Here is an 18,145-nt window from a genome sequence, read left to right as displayed (position 1 = left end):
GGTGATCCCCGTAAAGTCATAGTTAGGATTCTGTGCTTCTAACTTTGCCAAACCTTCTTTTGTCAGCGTCACCGTGTATAATCCAACATTCGTCAGCTCGGAATCTGAACCACTAACGGGGTAATCCGTCCCTTGACTCAAGCCAGTCGTCACTAGTCCATTTGGCATGGTGGTCACTGCCGTGACGGCTGCCGTAATTGGCTGCCCATCGTAAACTTTACTGCCACCTTGCAGGATAACATCAGTCACATTTAGCTTATACACGTAATTAATCGTAACAGCAGCAAACTGCATTCCTGCAGCCACTTTTGTAGCAGAAAAAGCTTGTAAAAATCCTGGCCAAGCTGCTAAAACTTGGGCATCAGTAGCTGGCTGAGAAAGTTCGGAAGTTGTAGTAACAAAATCCCGAATAGATTCAGGTGCAGACGGTGTTATGGTATCAACCAGAGAGACTATTGACTTATCCCAATCAATGGTGGTCCCGTCAAAACTCTTAATTTCAGATAAGGAAATTGTTTGACCATCAATCCAGGCCTGATTAATCGGTGTTGCCAACACATTTCCTAACGTATCCGTATACGTTTCACTAGTGGGTACCTGCCTGACATAGTAGAAACCAATGGTATTTGAACCTGCCCCATAATTACCAGAAATAGAGGCCGCACCCTTTGTCACTACGCCATTAGCATCAATGGTTCCGTATAGTTGATAATAGTTATGATATGGCAGACCGGCTACAAGATCGGTTACCTGCGCTGGAGCATTTGTCGTATAGGTGTCACCAAAAAAGCCGTCCAGAGGAGGAACTTCACCACTTTGATTTAGCAAATACGGCTTTGCTCCCGGTGTGCTTGAATCCGTCGTGTACTGTGTAGTCACGCTGCCGTCATCATTTTTAACATCATAACTATAGTAAGGATTGCCATTCGGATCTACTGCATAATAATTCACAGTAACAGTGGCCGGATCTTGTTTAAAAATAACTGTTACTGTTTGTGGCGTATTCAGCAAAGCCCCCGTCAAAGAGCCTTGAGTTGACGCAAAAGTATAACCCGTTGGTGGTGTCGTCACACTCGTGGGAATTACATAATTAACATCAGTGCCGTTTAACACGGTGCCATTTGGATAAGTTGCCTCCGTTGGGTATGAACTTGCATCTAGCCCCGTCATCGGTGTCAGAATTGGCTTACCATCGCTACCCAAAACTGGATTTCCATTAGCATCCAACTGCTCATAGGCATAATTAACAGCAACTTTGGCGGCATTCTCATAGACGGTAATCGTGTACGTACTGCCCGGAAAGCTGGAACCCGTCCCAGTCGTATCACCAGAGAAATATTCAGTATCAGAAAACGTCCCCGAATTGATCGTCATGCTGGCCTGATCATACTGTGTTGAACTTAGGCCCAATGAAGCTAAAGTATCAACTGCGTTTGTATTCGTTCCTGTCGATGGTGTAGCTCGTGAGTAGCTGCTGCCATCCAGACCCTGAACTGCTTTTGAAGTGATCTGTTTGCCAGTGGTACCATCAATCACATTGTATGTGTCAACGATTGTTGAGTGTTTATAAGAAAAGCTTCGGGCAATACCGGAGTATACAATTCCTTGTACATTCTGGTCGACAGCCCCGATTATACCGACCGTTGTCGCACTAACGGTCGGATAGAAACCACCTGACGTATAATTACTTGCCCCAGCAAACATAACCGTGTTCGTTATTAACTGATCATTAGTGTTTGCATTCATCTGCCAACTTACGGGCACGGCTGGATCAGTAGCTAATCCGGTTTGAATTGGAAAGTCAAACTCAACGGCTGTTATAGCACCAGCGGCATTAGCACCATCATTAGGACGTAAGTAATAGACTTCCCGCCCACTAACCGAATTTGGCAACTGATAGACGGTCATAGAAGCAATCGAATATTTTTCATTTTGCATCGTTGTAACCAGGTTATTAGCTGCCTGTTGGATCACAGATAATGAGGCCCCCATAACTGACGGCGGTAATACAACATAGACTCCGTATAGTTGCTGACTACCTGAGGGGTTATAAATGTGGTTCAAAGATAAGGTTGTGCTCTGATTATAGGTAACAGTAGCGCCATTCACATAAAAATTAGATAAAGAAGGCGCCCCAGTTAGCGTCGGTGCAGTCGGCTGATCAGCGGCTGACACAGCATCCGTCGCTAACAAACTAACTCGCTCGATTCCGTCAGCCACTGTATTCATGCGGACCGCTGTTGGTGCCATAGTTGGCAGTGCTATTTGGTCACTAGTCGTCGAACTAGCCGCTTGTGTCGTCGTCTGTGAAGCTACACTTAAATCAGGCGCCGTTGAAGTCGCCATTTTTTGATCACTAGCGGTCGCCTGGATGGTTGCCGATTGCTGCTGTGCTTCAGTACTCGTCGTGGAATCAGTCGTAACGGACTTCGCTTCACTATCAGTTGGTGAAGTCGTTGATGATGTGTCACCAGATGACTGTTGACTAGCAGGTGCTGAGGCAGCTGAGGCAACCCCTGAGGCACTGCTCGTCGTTAAGGAGATTTCTTGCATGGGGTTGCTCGTCGGACTGGCTGCTGCTTCAGCCGGCTGGCCGCTATCAGTGGCCGCATGGACAGTCGTCAGGTTGGCCGTAATGCCGACACCAAATAGCGTCACTAACGCAAATAGCCACTGCTTGCCCTTCTTATACATTTTGTAATGTTCCGATTGTGCTTGATTCTGCTTTCTCATATGCTCCTCCGAGGCCTAAGTTCGTCCAGTCATCCATTCAGCACAAAAAAGTTAACTGAAGAAATAAAACTATTTACTCGCTTAAGTTAAGGCTAAAAAAGAACGTTTAAATAAATGGTTATCTTATTTGTGACATCACTAATTGTAGCATTAATAGGTCAATAATTAAGGCATTATATTGATTCAAATTAATCATATTTAATAACTATTTCGTTACATTTTATTAACGTCATTAATGCTGTTAGTTGGGCTTATAAAACTCGGTTTAAAATAGACAACGCTAAAACAATTTATTGATTTATTATCATTAGTTCATTTAATAAACCTATTGCGTACAATTTATAACATTTTCGAATCTGTTACCACTAGGAGCACTTGTTAAACGCCTCTTCATAATTCTTATTGCATACTAGCCGATACAGCAACACGCTCAGTCGCTCCATGGGGATCAAATAAATGATCAACACTAGCCGAATTGGGCAGTTGGCAAACTGATCCAATTAACAAAATTATGCTAAGTGGGGGTAACAAAGTGACTTAGCACAACAAAAAAAGCCTACATTGTCATGTAGACTTTTGCTCATTAAAGCTTTGATGTTTTTAACCAAGACCATTGTTTTAACTGGGGCGCTAACCATATGTACAAGTATTCAGCCACCTGCAACCAAGCGTACGCAAGCAATACGGCGCCAATCGTATCTGTCGGAAAATGTGCCTGTAGGAAGACTCGACTGAACATCACCAGCAACACCCAAATACATAGAATCGTTTGAATTAGCAGGCGCTGTAATCGGCTTTTGATCACTGGTAGAACCACTAAAAACAAAATAGCTGCCACCATGAAGGTGCCCAACACATGTCCAGAGGGAAAACTATAACCATCATCAGCGGGTAAATGACCGATCGGACGGGATCGAGCCACAATGTGCTTAATCAGTGTGCCTAAAACATTCCCTCCCAAACCGTATCCTAATGCCCACAAGGCTGGAATACGATAATGGAAGAACCATAAGCAACCGGCGATCAGCACCATATAGACTAAATCAAATGACGGACTAGCTAGTTTCGTAATTGCTGAAAACACAGCTGTGGCGAAAGCACTATTACGTGGAATGCGATTGACCATCTCTGAATCAATCAACCCAAGCAACTGCGATTGCCGCATTGCCATTGCCGCTAACATTAAAAACAAGATGGTGGTCACGGTTAAGATGAGTCCGCGGCCCCTTTCTTTCTCAATCAACATAAATTTTGAACCTCCCCCCGTTTACCGGGGTCTAAATTCGGTCAAAAGACCATTGACAAAGTATAGCACACCCTTGCCGAATCGCCGTGGTTCGTTCATGAGCTTTACGCTCCTTTAACCAGTTAAGGCTTCCTTAAAAAATGTTGTAATGCCAAGACTACTACAATTTTGATCCTTATTTTAGCCCCTAGTTTGTCGTGAACCGGAAAAGATTTCTAAAGAAATGGCTTAAGTCGAGATAATCAGATTACAAATCCTTAGAATGAGTGTGGTCATTGTTACCAACTGGTACAATGAATGACGATTTGCAGCTACCATTACTGCCACCCAACAAACTTGTTTTATCAATAACAAGTCCATTTAATTTGTGGCCAGTTATTTTGGCTGATCACGACTTTTAGATCACGATCGACTTCTTTTATCTAACCGTGCTCGTCTGCAATGGTGATCAGACCTAGCTAACCCGGAGGAATTTATGAACAACGACAATCAAGACTCGCGCTTAAATCGCTATGATCGGCGAACGCATGGCAATCATTTTATCGAAGACTCATCTTCGGCGTCACCTCAAAATAACGACCCTAAACCGCCTAGACGTCATCGCCATCCCATTCGAAACACCTTTTTTGCAATTATTGCAGTGCTCTTATTGGTTATTGGCGGTTTTGGCTTCAAGCTATACAACAATTTAAAACATTCTTCTAATGAGATGTTTAATTCAGTTAATGGCGCCAAGGCAACAGACGTTAGTGCCAAAATCAAGAAGGGTAAACCTATTTCAATCCTGTTGATGGGCACCGACGTCGGTGCCTTGGGACGAAACTCTAAGGCATGGGCTGGCGGGCGAACCGACTCAATGATGTTAGTTACTGTTAATCCAAAAAAGAAGACGACCACGATGATCAGCATTCCACGTGACTCACTAGTGTCGGTTGTCGGTTATGAAAACGAATTTCCAACTAAGATCAATGCCGCCTACTACTTCGGTCAGACAAAAACAGCTATTAAAACAACTGAAAAACTCTTTAACGTGCCAATTGACTACTACGCCCTCCTCAACATGGGTGGCTTAGAAAAAGTGATCAACAAAGTCGGCGGTGTCGACATTGTGCCGCCACTCTCATTCACTTATGAAAACCAAAAATTCGTTAAGGGCAAAAAGATCCATGTTAATGGTGCACAAGCGCTTAAATTTACCCGAATGCGCTATCAAGATCCTGAGAGTGACTATGGCCGAACACTGCGTCAGCGAATCGTAATTACCGCATTGTTAAAGAAGAGTGGCAACTTATCGAACTTATTAAATCAAGACTTTTTAAATTCTATTGCGAGTCAGTCACGAACCGATTTCACTTTTGGCGATATGATTGCTTTGGCTAATAACTATCGCCCTGCTACGAAACATGTTGTCTCAGACCACGTTCAGGGAGTCAGTGACGATATCGCCGGCCAAAGTTTTGAAGTGCTGCCAACGACGGAGAAGCAACGCATCACCAACGAGGTCCGAAAACAACTGCAATTACCAAAAGCAAAAACAGGTAAACGTTTTGCTAGCTATGTCCCTGCCTCACTAGCGGCTTATGCGCCATCAGTTTCTTACGGTGAAACAGCCGACACCGCTTCAACTTGGGGCAAAGACACAAATACGGCCTCGCAATATGACAAGGCCTACAACAGTGGCTCTGACAGCTCACTCAACCCTAATTACGGTGCTGGTAATTCAAACACCTCGGGGGATACAGCTAATGCCACTGGGAAAGATTCTAAGAATACTGGTGGCTACACAGGTTACGGATACTAAAACACTCACAGCAAAACAATCTGAGTCATGAACGAACATTAGTCCCGTCTGGTCAATCAGTAATCTTCGACAAAAGTCAAATTTAACTAAACAATGAATAACTCAAGAGGCATGCTAAAAAGGTCACTTCTATTATGAAGTGACCTTTTTAGCATGCCTCTTTAATGGTTTTGTGTTAACTTCCACCGGCGTTGCCCGCGACGCCACACACGTTCACTTAATTCAGCTAGTAGAAATCCCAAAGCGATCGTTCCTGCTACGACAACCACTTGGCCGAGATATCCCATTGCTTCGGTCATTTGACCCAGGACCAAATTACGGACCATCTGATAAGCCTGGCCGCCAGGAACTAACGGGACCAAGCTAGGAATGTTGAATAAAATAACCGGCATATGTTTATGTCGCGCAGCAAAACTACTCAACCACCCGATCGCGATACTAGCAGCCAACATCCCGAGTGCCATTAGCGACAATTGTTTGTAACTAGTTGGCAAAGCTTCAATTGCTGTATAAACGACCCAGCCAGTTAGCCCGATTAAGCCGGCAATATTCAATGCTCGTCGCGGAATGTTTAAAATGATGCCGAAACCCACAGTCGCTAAATACGCCAAAAGACCAGCCCATAATAATTGCATGCTTTCATCCCTCTTTTATTTAAACGACTTATCTCAAACTCACCATCAGCGCAATGCCAACGCCAATCGCACCAACCGAAAGCACTGCTTCCATGGCTCGTGCCGGACCACTCAAAAAATTGCCAGCGATTGTATCACGAAAAGCATTCATAAGTGGCACGCCAGGCACTAATGGCATGAGTGCCCCGATGATGACCGCATCCCGAGCAGGACGACTCAGGCCTAGCCACATCAAACCCAGATCCGCGATTAAGCCAATTAATAAAGCCGCTAAGAATTCAGACAGAAAACGAATGCGCACCTCATGATTTATGTAGTAAAAGACAGCATATCCAACCCCACCAGCCAGTGCTGTTAAGCCAACCGTCACCCAGTCATCAATGTGCGTAAAGGCTACCATTAGCGTGACACTAACCACAATTGCCGCCAAGTCTTGTAACCAAAAAGGGAACGTCGCGACGGCTGCACTAATTTGATGTAAACGTCGATTAAATGTTCTTAAATCAATTTCTTGGGCGGCGAACTGACGTGATAACGTATTAACCTGATCAACTTTTTCTAAGTCAATGGTTCGCGTGTGAATTGGCCGTACTTGTGTCAATCCCACTTCTGGTAAGGACATCGTGATCCCGGTCAATAACACAAAAACATCTGCTTGTTTAAAACCAGCATTAGTCGTAATTCGCGTCATTGTATCCTCCACCCGAGCAATTTCCGAACCATTGCTTAACAAAATTTCCCCAGCCAGCAGGGCGGTATTCATGACTAATTGAGCTGTCTGCACACTAATCACTTCCGTTTCATGATGATGGATTAAAAAAAAGCGGTGTCGCCTTCCTACTGGAAGCCCGACACCGCCAAAATTCTGCTATTAATTAGTCTTTTACGACGTTAGCAGCTTGTGGTCCACGGTCACTTTCTTCAACATCGAAAGTAACACCTTGGCCTTCTTCAAGCGTCTTGAAGCCATCGCCTTGGATTGCTGAGAAGTGAACGAAAACATCGTCGCCGCTTTCGCGGGTGATGAAACCGAAGCCTTTGTCAGCGTTAAACCATTTAACAGTACCGTGTTCTGCCATGTTGTTGAGTCCTCCTGTGCGTCTGTACGCAGTTTATAAAGTTTGTAAATTGGCACTGGTACAAATGGGGACTGTCACGAACAAGCATGAGCCGATCTAACCATCATTCCCGAACCAAACTACACAATAATTGTATCATAGGAAGCGGTTTTTTGACCATGCCTTAGTCTTGTAAAAATAAATTTATTGAGCAGGTTGACGTTTGCGACGCCCCAAAATTATAACTGAATCGTAGCGTCCTCCCTAGGCCTGAAGACCAACAAATCGATTCAACTAAGGCTTCAAGATGAATAAAATTTTTGCACAACTGGTGGCTTCCTGCCACAAATCTGCACATTGTCGCCAAATAAATTACAGGCATCCAAGTTAGCACGCTCCTAGTAAACGTGCTACAGTAATTTCAAACAACTACTGAATTTCAACTTACTAGACCCCTCAATAAGGTATACGACTGCCTTGGCGTTTTTGCTGATCTCGCAATATTTATCCGTTGCCACTTCTTCTATCATAAATGTCGACCATTATCGAGCTAAACCGTTAATAATCCAGCTAAAATTGGATCAATTCTTGATCGTATGTAAATTCAAATCATCCTGTTCAACTTCTAAAAGTGCTAAAATGACACTGAATGATAATTTGGAGGCGTTAATATGGCAGAACAACTGCTAGCTATTGACGAACTCGATCATTCCGCTCAAACAACGGCAGTGACCGATTTTGCCAAGTTTTATATTGGTTTATGGCAACAAAGTAACCTAGAATTGATTTCCACCTATGATCACCAGCACGGATACATTGATAACATTAATCACGAGTTAACTTTGAATCAATCATTTACGCCTGAGGAACGCTTAACCACTAGTGTGAACTTTAATAGTGATGATTATCGCCAACTCTTGCATGAGATTGGATTGCGCTTTTACACTAATGGCCATTCAGAGATACCATGGTCCGGTTGGTACCAACAACAATTTGCTCAACTGGCAACCGCGTAATAATCACTCAGAATATAATTAGCCCAATGAATCTATGCTCGACAAAAAGCTGTCACCCACATTACTGTGGATAACAGCTTTTTATTTTGACAATGCTACCTTTTATAGACGATCCTTGTTCACGAATAACGCGTCGTTAGCGCCATGATGAACCTCTGGCTGAATGGTGACATGACATAAATGATACTTTTGTACTAATAGATCACGGATCTGAGCTACCGTTTGTTCCGCTTCACTAAGCATCACATCTTGCATATTCACGTGCGCCGAAAAGACCACTTTATTTTCATCAATCAACCATGCGTGAATATGATGAACCCGAATGACGCCAGGAATCGTGGTAATATCAGCAGCAATCGCATCATAGTCTAGCTGTGGCGCCGTTTGCATCAAGATACTGATCGAATCATGAATCACCGGCCACGTTTCATAGATGATATAAAATGAAACAAGTAAGGTTAACAAAGGATCAATCCACGTGATGTTAAAGACAACGATTAACACCCCACCAATAATAACCGCGATGGAAGATAAAGCATCAGCCAAGACATGTAAGTAGGTTGCCTTGATATTTAGGCTTTCTTCAGCTCCGCGGTGCATCAAAATAGCAGAGATCAAATTCGCAAGTAGCCCGATAACGGCGACGATTAACATGATATCGCCGTTAATTGGTTCAGGCTTCATAAAGCGACGCGCTGCCTCAACCATTAATACCACAGAAACACCAATTAAGAATAAACCGTTGACAAAGGCTGCGAGAATTTCTGCTCGTCGATAGCCAAATGTTCGTTGGCGATTCTGCTGCTTGCCACTAATTCTTTGAGCAACATAGCCTAAAACAATCGACAAAGAATCGCCTAAATTATGAAAAGCATCTGACAGTAAGGCCAATGATCCAGACACTAGTCCCCCAGCAATTTCAGCAACGGTGATTAATAAATTAAGTAAGGTAACAAATAAAAATCGGGCGCCCGTCATTTTCGTTTCTTGCACTATGGTCGCCCTCCTCTCTAACTAAGAGATACGATGAGCCGATCCACTCGTCCACCGCTCACTGTTCATTATCGCATATGAAGGGTTAAACACAAAAAGCGATTTATGGCTATTTTACTGCCACAGCGTAAATGTAGTCACGAACATAATGAACGTATCAGTTAACCAGTGGGCAAAAAAGGCCGGCCAGATCGACTTGGTTCGAATATAAAGTCCTGTTGTAATCAAACGGGAAACGCCAATGATGAAGAACATTTGTGCCAAATGCCAATCGTATACATAAAAGTGCATGAGGCCAAACATAAACATTGAAATCACGAGTGCAATCCACATGCTGGCATTCCGTCGCTGATGGGCATATTTTTTAATCATCGCTGCCAATGCTAAGAATAAAATAATGCCAAATAATTCTTCAATCATCAAGGCAGGTACGTTTAATATCGAGTTAGTTGTGAAATGGAGGATTTTATTTGCTAGACTCCCATGACCAGTACTGGCAACAATGCTTTTATTAGCGACGCTAGGGATAAAGGAAGACGCCAACTGCCCATAAGCTAAATTGATAACAGTGAATAGGAGCATTACCCCTAGATCACGTACTGAAAAACGACGATACAATGTTTTTAGCGGTTGCTTGGCGCCATACCGAAATAACAATAAAAAGAGTAGTAAAGGGCCAAAAGTTTGATACAGACCAACCAGTCCTAATTCAATTGGATTAGCCGTCTTGACAAAGTTGGTAGCAACCTGAGATAAAATAATGGCGATGCTTGCCAATGCAATGAACCAATAATTGGCTAAAGATTGAGTTGGTGTGTCAATTAAGGGTAAATCAATAGCCGATTGTTTCTTCTCAAGAAAAAAACGTGTCTCAGTCTGTGTATTCATGTTGGTACCCCCTATGAAGATTTTTTTAGCTTAATCTAACTAAGTCTCCATCTCAAGTAATCGGACCCGCTAACTATCAGCGAGTGACCCTTTATCCATCACTGCAACAAAAAAAGCCTTACCAAGTAAAATATGGCAAGACTTTAATCAAATTCAAATTAGCAAGCAGAATCGCTTACGCAGTATGAATTTATCTTCTTCGAAAGGAACTACTTAACAGTAACCGTAGCGCCGGCTTCTTCCAAAGTAGCCTTCAAAGCGTTGGCATCGTCTTCAGACAAGCCTTCCTTAATGTTCTTAGGTGCGCCATCAACTAAGTCCTTAGCGTCCTTCAAGCCTAAACCAGTTGCTTCACGAACAGCCTTGATAACTTTGATCTTAGCTGAACCGGCACTAGTCAATTCAACGTCAAATTCAGTCTTAGCAGCAGCGTCGCCACCAGCAGCACCAGCAGCTGCAACTGGAGCAGCAGCACTAACACCAAATTCTTCTTCGATTGCTTTAACCAAGTCGTTTAATTCAACGATGGTTGCGTCTTTTAATTGATCAACAATGCTTTGTGAGTCTAAAGCCATGATTGTAATCCTCCATTTTTAAATGTGTTCCGGTCAAGCCGGTAAATTAATCAGGTAATGATCAGTCGAGCTTAAATAATTAAGCAGCTGGTTCGTCATCTTTGTTATCAGCCACTTGCTTAACTGCAAAGGCAAAGCTGCGAATTGGTGATTGCAATTCGGAAGCCAGCATTGACAGTAAGTCTTCGCGACTTGGCAAGGTTGCGTATGTGTTGATTTCCTCAACGCTGGCAACTTTACCTTCCATCATACCGCCCTTGATTTCAAGGACATCATGATCCTTAGCAAATTTAGCTAAGATCCGCGCTGCGGCAATGGAATCTTCCCCATTACCAAAGGCAACAGCAGTTGGTCCAACGAAAGAATCGTTTAAATCAGCCACGCCAGCCTTTTCAGCGGCACGAGTTAAGATCTTGTTCTTGATAACTTCCATAGCAACGTCGGCATCACGCAATTGCTTACGTAAATCCGTTACTTCTTCAACCGTTAAACCACGGTAGTCAACAACAACAACTGAGTTGGCGTCCGTTAATTTTTTCGCAACGTCGTCAACGATGGCAGCTTTTGCTGCAATTGCTTCTTTACTCACGTTTTACACCTCCATGATTGATTTTTTACCTAAAAAAACCGCTGTCCTAATCTAAGACAGCGGGTTCAAAGTCATTCACACGAATCGCTTTGCCTCGGCAGGATATTAAGGCACAAAGCCACCTGAGTCTTAGGTAAAATTAAATTACTAGATCATCTTAGCAAAGCAACTCATTCACGTCAATGCTTGAATTAGAAGCTAGCTAAATCAACCGTTACGGCTGGGCCAAACGTTGAAGCAACAGATAAGTGTTGTACGTAAGTCCCACGAACAGCGGCTGGACGTGCACGAACAATCACGTCTTCAATCGCTTTGAAGTTACCAACAAGTTGGTCTTCAGAGAATGATACTTTACCGATTTGAACGTGAACATTTCCGTCACGATCGGTCCGGTAAGTCACCTGTCCACCCTTAGCGTCTTTGACAGCTTGGGCAACGTTCATGGTAACCGTACCCGTCTTAGGGTTAGGCATTAAGCCTTTAGGCCCCAATTGGCGACCTAAACGGCCAACTTGAGCCATCATGTCTGGTGTTGCAATTGCAACGTCAAAGTCTAACCAACCATCAGAGATACGTTGAACCAAATCAGTATCACCGACTTCATCAGCACCTGCATCTTTAGCAGCTTGGGCTTGTTCACCCTTTGCGAATACGATGACGCGTTGTGTTTTACCAGTTCCGTTAGGTAAAACCATTGCCCCACGTAACTGTTGGTCTGCCTGCTTGGTGTCTAAGTTTAAGTTGAAGGCAACTTCAACTGTAGCATCGAACTTCGCGAAGTCGATCTTCTTCACCAAGGCAACGGCGTCCTCTACGCTGTAAGCTTTTGTCTTATCGACTTGCTTGGCAGCTTCTTGATACTTCTTGCCCTTTTTAGTGGCCATTGTGTTTTCCTCCTTGCAAATGTGGTAATGGCGAAAAACGCTCAGCAGGAATTTCGACACTATGCATGAGCTGTCACTCTAGTCGATAAATGACATCTCACTCACTGTGTGCCGTTTCTTAACGCTCATTTCTGCTCGGTGTTTTTCTTCCACCTGATACATTCAGCTTTTGCCGAGTATCCGTACCGTCAAAGTTAGGCTTAGCCTTCTACAGTAAAGCCCATGCTCCGTGCAGTACCTTCGACCATGCGCATAGCGGCTTCAACGTCGGCAGCGTTTAGATCTTGCATCTTAGTCTTGGCAATTTCCTCAACTTGCGCTTTAGTTACCGTAGCAACCTTCTTCGTGTTGGGTTCGCCAGAACCATGTTCAACACCAGCAGCCTTCTTCAGTAGAACAGAAGCTGGCGGGGTCTTAGTGACGAAGTCGAATGAACGATCCTCGTACACCGTGATAACAACTGGAATCAACAATCCTGCTTGGTCAGCAGTGCGGGCATTAAAGTCCTTTGTAAATCCCATGATGTTAATTCCTGCTTGACCTAAAGCAGGACCAACCGGCGGAGCAGGTGTTGCTTTACCGGCAGGAATTTGTAACTTAACAACATTAGCTACTTTTTTAGCCATGTTCAATTCCTCCTTGATTGTGGTCGTTGATGGCGCATAAGTTTTGCGCCTCCCACGGCATGTGTAAACACATACCGTAGTAGTTTACCATGTTGATCAACTACTGACAAGCGATTACTGGATTTTATCGACTTGGGCAAAGTTCAATTCCGCTGAAGTTTCTCGCCCAAACATGTCAACATTAACCTTTAATTTTTGTTTTTCGTCATCAACTTCTGTTACTTTACCAACCATATCAGAAAAGGCCCCATCAACGATCCGGACAGATTCGCCAACCTCGACATCAAAATCACTTTGATGGCGCGCATCAACGCCAATACGATTTAATACTAAGCTCACTTCATCTGGTAATAGTGGGGTTGGCTTTGACCCACCGCCATGAGAACCCACGAAGCCAGTGACGCCAGGAGTATTACGAACGATATACCAAGCTTGATCCGTCATGATCATCTCAACGAGCACGTAACCCGGAAAATCATTTTCAACCACTGTCTTAGCTTTACCATCTTTAATCTGTTGTGCTTCTTCTTCTGGTACTACGACACGAAAGATGTAATCAGACATTCCCATGGATTGTGCCCGGGATTCCAAGTTTGCTTTCACTTTATTCTCATAGCCAGAATACGTGTGTAACACATACCATAGTTTTTCAGCGGTTTCCGCCATGTTCTATTCCTCCATCCAACAATCGACAAAATAAAAAAACTTCGCACGCAACGAAGTTTTCCAACAAACTCAGTATATCAAAAATAATGCTATTTGACCACTTTGACCAAATACAAGAAACATGCTTGTGTCAATTGGCTAAGCCAGCCAAGTCACAAGGGCCTGCATGCCCCAGTCAATTAGTGCGAAGAATAGCGCAAACATCACTGAGACGAGGAGCACAATCGAAGAATCACGCCGATTTTCCTTGGCAGTTGGCCACCGAACAATCTTCAATTCAGCGATCACACTCTTTAAAAAGCGCCATAAATGCATGAGTTATCCTCCTACTTTGTCTCCTGATGTAATGTATATTGACCACAGTGTTTACAGAATTTATTAACTTCAAGCCGATTAGTCCGATTAGGATTGGATGAAATAGTGTAATTTCGTGATCCACACACTGAACATGCCAGTGCGACTTTACGATTGGCCATCTCTGGCACCTCCAGTACAAAATTTAGATCACCACAAAATAAGCGATCTTCAACAATTAATATCTAAATCAGACTAGCACGCGATTCTGACGGTGTCAATTGAATAAATCAGTCCATGATGACAACTTTTAGTGGGTTAGAATTTTAGACAAGTGCTAACTCAGACTATGTCAGCGTCGGATGCTACAACTACATCTTTGATCAGCCGGCGATCACCCTCAATTTTAACCTGGTTTTTTTAGAGACATCACTGCGCCGGTCATAAGCACTTTTTTTACCAACTAAGTGTGAACAAGACTGGGTAATCTTCTTACATCATTCTCGCTGCATAGCTCGAAAAACTCGGGTTGCTTTAATATGGCAGCGATTAATCGCATTGGTAACCCGGTCCTCATCAACACCACCAACATAAGCGAGATATGCAATCGATATTCCGTTAATTAGTCCTTGCCAGACAAACGTTTCTAATGGTGACAGTAACGCCTTCAGTCGCGTTAAATAGACTTGCAAATTTAATTGGTGGCTGCCAGTCAATCCAAATGCCCGCAACTGGTCGACTAAATTATTTTGGCTCTCATCATCGATTGATTCACTAAATTCCGTGGCCCGTCGTTTAAGTGCATTCTGCTGGCGTTTTAAATCAAAACCACGGTTCCGAATATTCGTCTTAAAATAGGCGCCGAACTCGCCGAACTTGCGACCGTGATATCGTTTCAATGTTTCAGTCAGGACGATTCGTGATTCCTGCTGCCAATCGTCGTAATCAACTAAAATCCCCTTAAAATGCAATAGATAGTAATACTTAACTACCAGCGGCTGATACTGATTAAATAACCGTTCAAACGCTTGTCGATCGCCAGTATCGGCATCATTAATTACGAGGTCTTCTGTTTCACGATCCCAACCAACCATTTCTGCACCTGCTTCCTGTAAAGAGCATCACCATTTGATGATTTTAATTTAAAAAAGCAGTCCCCTTTAGCCAACCAAACACACGTTTTAACAATTTAAGGCTTTGCTGAGTCATCGGCTTTCTTATAATTTGAACTTCTGTCATTCGTAGAAAAACCAAACAAAACATCGCCACTTTAACAGCAATCGTCTAAATTTGCCGCGTTACACTTCACAATGGAAAAATGGTTCGGGTTCCCTCCAAAAACGAAATAACCTTTACCCAACACCAAGTGATCAGTGGCGGGTAAAGGTCATCATCAAAAAAACTCATATTCTCATCAATAATTATGTTAAAGGATGGCGGGAGTTAAAGCCCGCGTAGATCAATAGTGAAGCTGCAACAGAAGCATTCAAACTCTGTACTTGGCCAATCATTGGAATTGTCAACATCTCGTCAACAGACTTTTTTAAGAGCGGTGCAATCCCTTTTCCCTCATTACCAATGATGAGGGCAGTCGGTCCGGTCGCATCCCACCGGCGATAATCGGTGCCAGCCATGTCAGTGCCAAAAATCCACAATCCGCGATCTTTAAGGGTCTTGACCGTAGCAACTAGATTTGTCACTCGTGCAACTGGTATATGTTCGATCGCACCGGTGGACGTCTTTGACACCACCGAAGTTAGTCCAACCGCTCGCCGTTTAGGGATAATAATTCCGTGAATGCCGGCTGCATCAGCTGTCCGCAAAATCGACCCCAAATTATGCGGGTCCTCTATAGAATCTAAAATTAAGAAAAATGGCGGCTCATTTGCAGCTTCCGCTTTGGCAAATAAATCATCCAGCGAAGCATAATCAAATGGTGGTATTGCTAGCACGACGCCTTGGTGATTTTGTCCCGCCGTCATTTGATCTAATTTTTGTTTTGGCACGGTACTGATAATCAAGCCGCGCTGGTTAGCCAAATTAGCAATGTTATGCAGGATATCTGCGTGTAACCCTTCTTGAATGAAAACTTTATTCACTTGTTGATCAGAATTTAATGCGGCTTCTACCGGATGTCGACCAATAATAAAATCACCTGTCTCATTAGCGACTGGTTCTGATTTGGCAGGTTCTTCACGTCGCTTGACGGTATGCCGATGCTGATTTGCTTGACGTTTATTTGGCATGCTTTGCTCCCTTTGTTTCTTCAGTGCGCCCGGCCTCAACCTGCTCAATGCACCATTGGGCCAGCCAATCTTGTCGCTCACGCTGATCGGTCAACTTTAGATAACCAAAGATCGCTTCAAAACCCGTTGAGATTCGATACGTCACAATATTAGTATTTTTAGCGCTATGTCGCGTCGTTGCGTTACGGCCGTGTTTGAACATCGCCGTTTCTTCATCCGTTAAGATTTCATCAATTTCCAATAAGCGAATTAACGCAGCCTGTGCTTTTGCCGACACAAAATGGGTCGCATGATGATGTAATTTGGTCGGCACTGTATAGCCTAGTTCAATTAGATGTTGGCGAATGTACACTTCGTATACGGCGTCACCAATGTATGCCAACGCCATGCCATTTAGTTCACGATAGTTAATTTCAGTCATCTGTATCCTTCCGCCAACGGGTTCCTTGCGGCGTATCCTCCAAAATAATGCCCCGTGCCTTAAGCTGATCGCGAATTTCATCGCTACGGGTAAAATCCTTGTTGGCACGTGCTTGCAACCGTTCATCAATCAATCCTTGGATTTCTTCATCAGCGAGTGATTCTTCCTCAAATTCAATTCCAAAGACCCGTAAGAGGGTGGCATATAGCGTTTTCAGTTGAATCAAGGTTGCCGCTTGCACCTTTTCCCGCGTTAAATACACGTTGATCACTTTCGCCAATTCATAAATTGCTGCGATACCATTTTGCGCATTGAAATCGTCATCCATCGCCGTTTCAAACACAACCTGTTGCTCATGTGCTAATTGTTCGACAGGGGCGTCATGGCCCTCTTTTGCATCTGAAAGCCGATAGGATAAATTATCGTAAGTGTTTTTAAGACGCTTAAGGTTGTTCTTAGCGTCAGCCAAGTTACCACTGGTGTACTGAATTGGCCGACGATACTGCGTCGTCGCCATGAAGAACCGTACCGCTTGTGGGTCTTCTTGCTCGTTCATCTGATGCAACGTAATAAAATTGCCCAGTGACTTACTCATCTTCTGATTCTCATCACCAACAGTAACAAAACCATTGTGCATCCAATAGCGTGCAAACTGCTTCCCTGTATGGGCCTCACTTTGAGCGATTTCATTGGTGTGGTGTGGGAAAATTAAATCCTGTCCACCACCATGGATATCAAACGTATCGCCTAAGTACTTAGTGGACATTACTGAACACTCAATATGCCAACCAGGACGGCCCATGCCCCACGGTGATGACCATGAAATTTCATTTGGTTTTGCGGCCTTCCACAAAGCAAAATCAATCGGGTCTTCCTTTTTGGCGTTATCGCCATCGTCTACACGGTCACTAGCCCCTGTTTCCAAGTCATCTAGCGATTCATGGACCAGTTGCGTGTAATGCTCAAACTTACGGGCTCGATAGTACACGTCGCCGGCAGATTCATAAGCATACCCTTTTGCCACCAAATCAGCCACAAACGCAATAATGTCATCGATATTGTCCGTTGCCCGTGGGTTTACGGTCGCTCGTTCAACGTTAAGGGGCTTAGTGTCCTCAAAATAAGCGTTAATGAAACGATCACCTAACTCTGGCACCGTGATTCCCTCACGAGCAGCTTCATTGATCATCTTATCGTCTACATCAGTGAAATTCGAAACATAATTCACGGTAAAACCTTTGTATTCAAAATAACGACGAATCGTATCAAAGGCAACGACTGAGCGCGCGTTACCGATATGAATGTAATTGTACACGGTTGGACCACACACATACATATTCACCTGGCCCTCGTGTAGCGGCACAAACGGTTCTTTTGTTCGGGAAAGCGTATTAAAAATTTGAATCATGACACCGTTGCCTCCTTAAGCCAATTGTAATTAATGTGATTTTACCATATTTTGATTGCTCTGCTA

At 43.7% G+C, this 18,145-nt stretch carries 20 protein-coding genes and 1 other annotated feature; of the genes, 2 read left to right on the top strand and 18 right to left on the bottom strand.

Going from position 1 to position 18,145, the window contains the following annotated elements; genetic code table 11:
* A partial coding sequence (locus tag ACKTR2_RS09250; RefSeq protein WP_407884731.1) for an MBG domain-containing protein occupies positions 1 to 2,733 on the bottom strand: 2,733 nt, incomplete at its 3' end.
* A gap of 583 nt (positions 2,734 to 3,316) precedes the next feature.
* Positions 3,317 to 3,979: a phosphatase PAP2 family protein gene (locus ACKTR2_RS09245; RefSeq protein ID WP_407884729.1), complete on the bottom strand. Its 663-nt coding sequence runs from the start codon at positions 3,977 to 3,979 to the stop codon at positions 3,317 to 3,319.
* Positions 3,980 to 4,454: 475 nt separating this feature from the next.
* Between ACKTR2_RS09245 and ACKTR2_RS09240 the strand changes: the two genes are divergently transcribed.
* Complete coding sequence (locus ACKTR2_RS09240) at positions 4,455 to 5,780, top strand: LCP family glycopolymer transferase (RefSeq protein ID WP_407884727.1); 1,326 nt, start codon at positions 4,455 to 4,457, stop codon at positions 5,778 to 5,780.
* 161 nt (positions 5,781 to 5,941) lie between these two features.
* Here the strand turns inward: ACKTR2_RS09240 and ACKTR2_RS09235 are convergent, their stop codons facing one another.
* The 3 genes from ACKTR2_RS09235 to ACKTR2_RS09225 form a co-directional block, all read right to left on the bottom strand.
* Positions 5,942 to 6,415 (bottom strand): threonine/serine exporter family protein, encoded by a 474-nt coding sequence (locus tag ACKTR2_RS09235; protein WP_407884725.1) that lies wholly within the window; start codon positions 6,413 to 6,415, stop codon positions 5,942 to 5,944.
* A gap of 28 nt (positions 6,416 to 6,443) precedes the next feature.
* Positions 6,444 to 7,178 (bottom strand): threonine/serine exporter family protein, encoded by a 735-nt coding sequence (locus ACKTR2_RS09230; protein WP_407884743.1) that lies wholly within the window; start codon positions 7,176 to 7,178, stop codon positions 6,444 to 6,446.
* Positions 7,179 to 7,290: 112 nt separating this feature from the next.
* Positions 7,291 to 7,494 carry a cold-shock protein gene (locus ACKTR2_RS09225; protein ID WP_407884724.1) on the bottom strand — a complete coding sequence of 68 codons (204 nt, stop codon included), beginning with the start codon at positions 7,492 to 7,494 and terminating at the stop codon, positions 7,291 to 7,293.
* 650 nt (positions 7,495 to 8,144) lie between these two features.
* Here ACKTR2_RS09225 and ACKTR2_RS09220 point away from each other — a divergent pair.
* On the top strand, positions 8,145 to 8,489 hold the full coding sequence (locus tag ACKTR2_RS09220; protein WP_407884722.1) for a hypothetical protein: 345 nt from the start codon (positions 8,145 to 8,147) through the stop codon (positions 8,487 to 8,489).
* A gap of 102 nt (positions 8,490 to 8,591) precedes the next feature.
* Here the strand turns inward: ACKTR2_RS09220 and ACKTR2_RS09215 are convergent, their stop codons facing one another.
* The 13 genes from ACKTR2_RS09215 to cysS all read right to left on the bottom strand — a co-directional run bounded on the left by ACKTR2_RS09215 (position 8,592) and on the right by cysS (position 18,079).
* A complete protein-coding gene (locus ACKTR2_RS09215; protein WP_407884741.1) occupies positions 8,592 to 9,467 on the bottom strand; it encodes a cation diffusion facilitator family transporter in 876 nt (291 codons plus the stop codon).
* A 129-nt stretch (positions 9,468 to 9,596) separates the two neighbouring features.
* Entirely contained in the window at positions 9,597 to 10,370 is a 774-nt protein-coding gene (locus ACKTR2_RS09210; RefSeq protein ID WP_407884720.1) for a CPBP family intramembrane glutamic endopeptidase, read from the bottom strand.
* A gap of 209 nt (positions 10,371 to 10,579) precedes the next feature.
* The gene (gene rplL / locus ACKTR2_RS09205) at positions 10,580 to 10,945 is read right to left on the bottom strand and encodes a 50S ribosomal protein L7/L12 (protein WP_407884718.1); all 366 of its coding nucleotides are present in this window, start codon (positions 10,943 to 10,945) and stop codon (positions 10,580 to 10,582) included.
* Between the two features lie 79 nt (positions 10,946 to 11,024).
* Positions 11,025 to 11,534, bottom strand: coding sequence for a 50S ribosomal protein L10 (gene rplJ, locus ACKTR2_RS09200; RefSeq protein WP_407884717.1), 510 nt, complete (start codon positions 11,532 to 11,534; stop codon positions 11,025 to 11,027).
* A gap of 23 nt (positions 11,535 to 11,557) precedes the next feature.
* Positions 11,558 to 11,686 (bottom strand) — a sequence feature (ribosomal protein L10 leader region).
* A gap of 39 nt (positions 11,687 to 11,725) precedes the next feature.
* On the bottom strand, positions 11,726 to 12,418 hold the full coding sequence (gene rplA / locus ACKTR2_RS09195; RefSeq protein WP_407884715.1) for a 50S ribosomal protein L1: 693 nt from the start codon (positions 12,416 to 12,418) through the stop codon (positions 11,726 to 11,728).
* Between the two features lie 200 nt (positions 12,419 to 12,618).
* Positions 12,619 to 13,044, bottom strand: coding sequence for a 50S ribosomal protein L11 (gene rplK, locus ACKTR2_RS09190; RefSeq protein ID WP_057811427.1), 426 nt, complete (start codon positions 13,042 to 13,044; stop codon positions 12,619 to 12,621).
* Positions 13,045 to 13,158: 114 nt separating this feature from the next.
* On the bottom strand, positions 13,159 to 13,710 hold the full coding sequence (nusG, locus tag ACKTR2_RS09185) for a transcription termination/antitermination protein NusG (protein WP_407884712.1): 552 nt from the start codon (positions 13,708 to 13,710) through the stop codon (positions 13,159 to 13,161).
* 138 nt (positions 13,711 to 13,848) lie between these two features.
* Positions 13,849 to 14,025, bottom strand: a complete 177-nt coding sequence (gene secE / locus ACKTR2_RS09180) for a preprotein translocase subunit SecE (protein ID WP_407884710.1) — start codon at positions 14,023 to 14,025, stop codon at positions 13,849 to 13,851.
* Between the two features lie 11 nt (positions 14,026 to 14,036).
* Positions 14,037 to 14,186, bottom strand: coding sequence for a 50S ribosomal protein L33 (gene rpmG, locus ACKTR2_RS09175; RefSeq protein WP_407884709.1), 150 nt, complete (start codon positions 14,184 to 14,186; stop codon positions 14,037 to 14,039).
* Positions 14,187 to 14,501: 315 nt separating this feature from the next.
* Positions 14,502 to 15,098, bottom strand: a complete 597-nt coding sequence (locus ACKTR2_RS09170; RefSeq protein WP_407884707.1) for an RNA polymerase sigma factor — start codon at positions 15,096 to 15,098, stop codon at positions 14,502 to 14,504.
* Between the two features lie 327 nt (positions 15,099 to 15,425).
* On the bottom strand, positions 15,426 to 16,250 hold the full coding sequence (rlmB, locus tag ACKTR2_RS09165) for a 23S rRNA (guanosine(2251)-2'-O)-methyltransferase RlmB (protein ID WP_407884705.1): 825 nt from the start codon (positions 16,248 to 16,250) through the stop codon (positions 15,426 to 15,428).
* Positions 16,240 to 16,671, bottom strand: a complete 432-nt coding sequence (locus ACKTR2_RS09160) for a Mini-ribonuclease 3 (RefSeq protein ID WP_407884703.1) — start codon at positions 16,669 to 16,671, stop codon at positions 16,240 to 16,242. The genes rlmB and ACKTR2_RS09160 overlap by 11 nt, the downstream gene beginning before the upstream one ends.
* On the bottom strand, positions 16,664 to 18,079 hold the full coding sequence (gene cysS, locus ACKTR2_RS09155; RefSeq protein WP_407884701.1) for a cysteine--tRNA ligase: 1,416 nt from the start codon (positions 18,077 to 18,079) through the stop codon (positions 16,664 to 16,666). Before cysS ends, ACKTR2_RS09160 begins: the two co-directional genes overlap by 8 nt.
* Between the last annotated feature and the right edge of the window lie 66 nt (positions 18,080 to 18,145).

It is taken from the genome of Furfurilactobacillus curtus, from assembly GCF_045862785.1.
GTDB lineage: Bacteria > Bacillota > Bacilli > Lactobacillales > Lactobacillaceae > Furfurilactobacillus > Furfurilactobacillus curtus.
Note: the sequence above shows the minus strand (reverse complement) of the source record. Positions and strands in the feature narration are given on the sequence as shown.

What these genes read in the sequence shown, in the direction of transcription:
- ACKTR2_RS09245 (WP_407884729.1), bottom strand. Translation starts at nt 3,979, where the DNA reads ATGTTGATTGAGAAAGAAAGGGGCCGCGGACTCATCTTAACCGTGACC.
- ACKTR2_RS09240 (WP_407884727.1), top strand. Translation starts at nt 4,455, where the DNA reads ATGAACAACGACAATCAAGACTCGCGCTTAAATCGCTATGATCGGCGA.
- ACKTR2_RS09235 (WP_407884725.1), bottom strand. Translation starts at nt 6,415, where the DNA reads ATGCAATTATTATGGGCTGGTCTTTTGGCGTATTTAGCGACTGTGGGT.
- ACKTR2_RS09230 (WP_407884743.1), bottom strand. Translation starts at nt 7,178, where the DNA reads ATGAATACCGCCCTGCTGGCTGGGGAAATTTTGTTAAGCAATGGTTCG.
- ACKTR2_RS09225 (WP_407884724.1), bottom strand. Translation starts at nt 7,494, where the DNA reads ATGGCAGAACACGGTACTGTTAAATGGTTTAACGCTGACAAAGGCTTC.
- ACKTR2_RS09220 (WP_407884722.1), top strand. Translation starts at nt 8,145, where the DNA reads ATGGCAGAACAACTGCTAGCTATTGACGAACTCGATCATTCCGCTCAA.
- ACKTR2_RS09215 (WP_407884741.1), bottom strand. Translation starts at nt 9,467, where the DNA reads ATGACGGGCGCCCGATTTTTATTTGTTACCTTACTTAATTTATTAATC.
- ACKTR2_RS09210 (WP_407884720.1), bottom strand. Translation starts at nt 10,370, where the DNA reads ATGAATACACAGACTGAGACACGTTTTTTTCTTGAGAAGAAACAATCG.
- rplL (WP_407884718.1), bottom strand. Translation starts at nt 10,945, where the DNA reads ATGGCTTTAGACTCACAAAGCATTGTTGATCAATTAAAAGACGCAACC.
- rplA (WP_407884715.1), bottom strand. Translation starts at nt 12,418, where the DNA reads ATGGCCACTAAAAAGGGCAAGAAGTATCAAGAAGCTGCCAAGCAAGTC.
- rplK (WP_057811427.1), bottom strand. Translation starts at nt 13,044, where the DNA reads ATGGCTAAAAAAGTAGCTAATGTTGTTAAGTTACAAATTCCTGCCGGT.
- nusG (WP_407884712.1), bottom strand. Translation starts at nt 13,710, where the DNA reads ATGGCGGAAACCGCTGAAAAACTATGGTATGTGTTACACACGTATTCT.
- secE (WP_407884710.1), bottom strand. Translation starts at nt 14,025, where the DNA reads ATGCATTTATGGCGCTTTTTAAAGAGTGTGATCGCTGAATTGAAGATT.
- rpmG (WP_407884709.1), bottom strand. Translation starts at nt 14,186, where the DNA reads ATGGCCAATCGTAAAGTCGCACTGGCATGTTCAGTGTGTGGATCACGA.
- ACKTR2_RS09170 (WP_407884707.1), bottom strand. Translation starts at nt 15,098, where the DNA reads ATGGTTGGTTGGGATCGTGAAACAGAAGACCTCGTAATTAATGATGCC.
- rlmB (WP_407884705.1), bottom strand. Translation starts at nt 16,250, where the DNA reads ATGCCAAATAAACGTCAAGCAAATCAGCATCGGCATACCGTCAAGCGA.
- ACKTR2_RS09160 (WP_407884703.1), bottom strand. Translation starts at nt 16,671, where the DNA reads ATGACTGAAATTAACTATCGTGAACTAAATGGCATGGCGTTGGCATAC.
- cysS (WP_407884701.1), bottom strand. Translation starts at nt 18,079, where the DNA reads ATGATTCAAATTTTTAATACGCTTTCCCGAACAAAAGAACCGTTTGTG.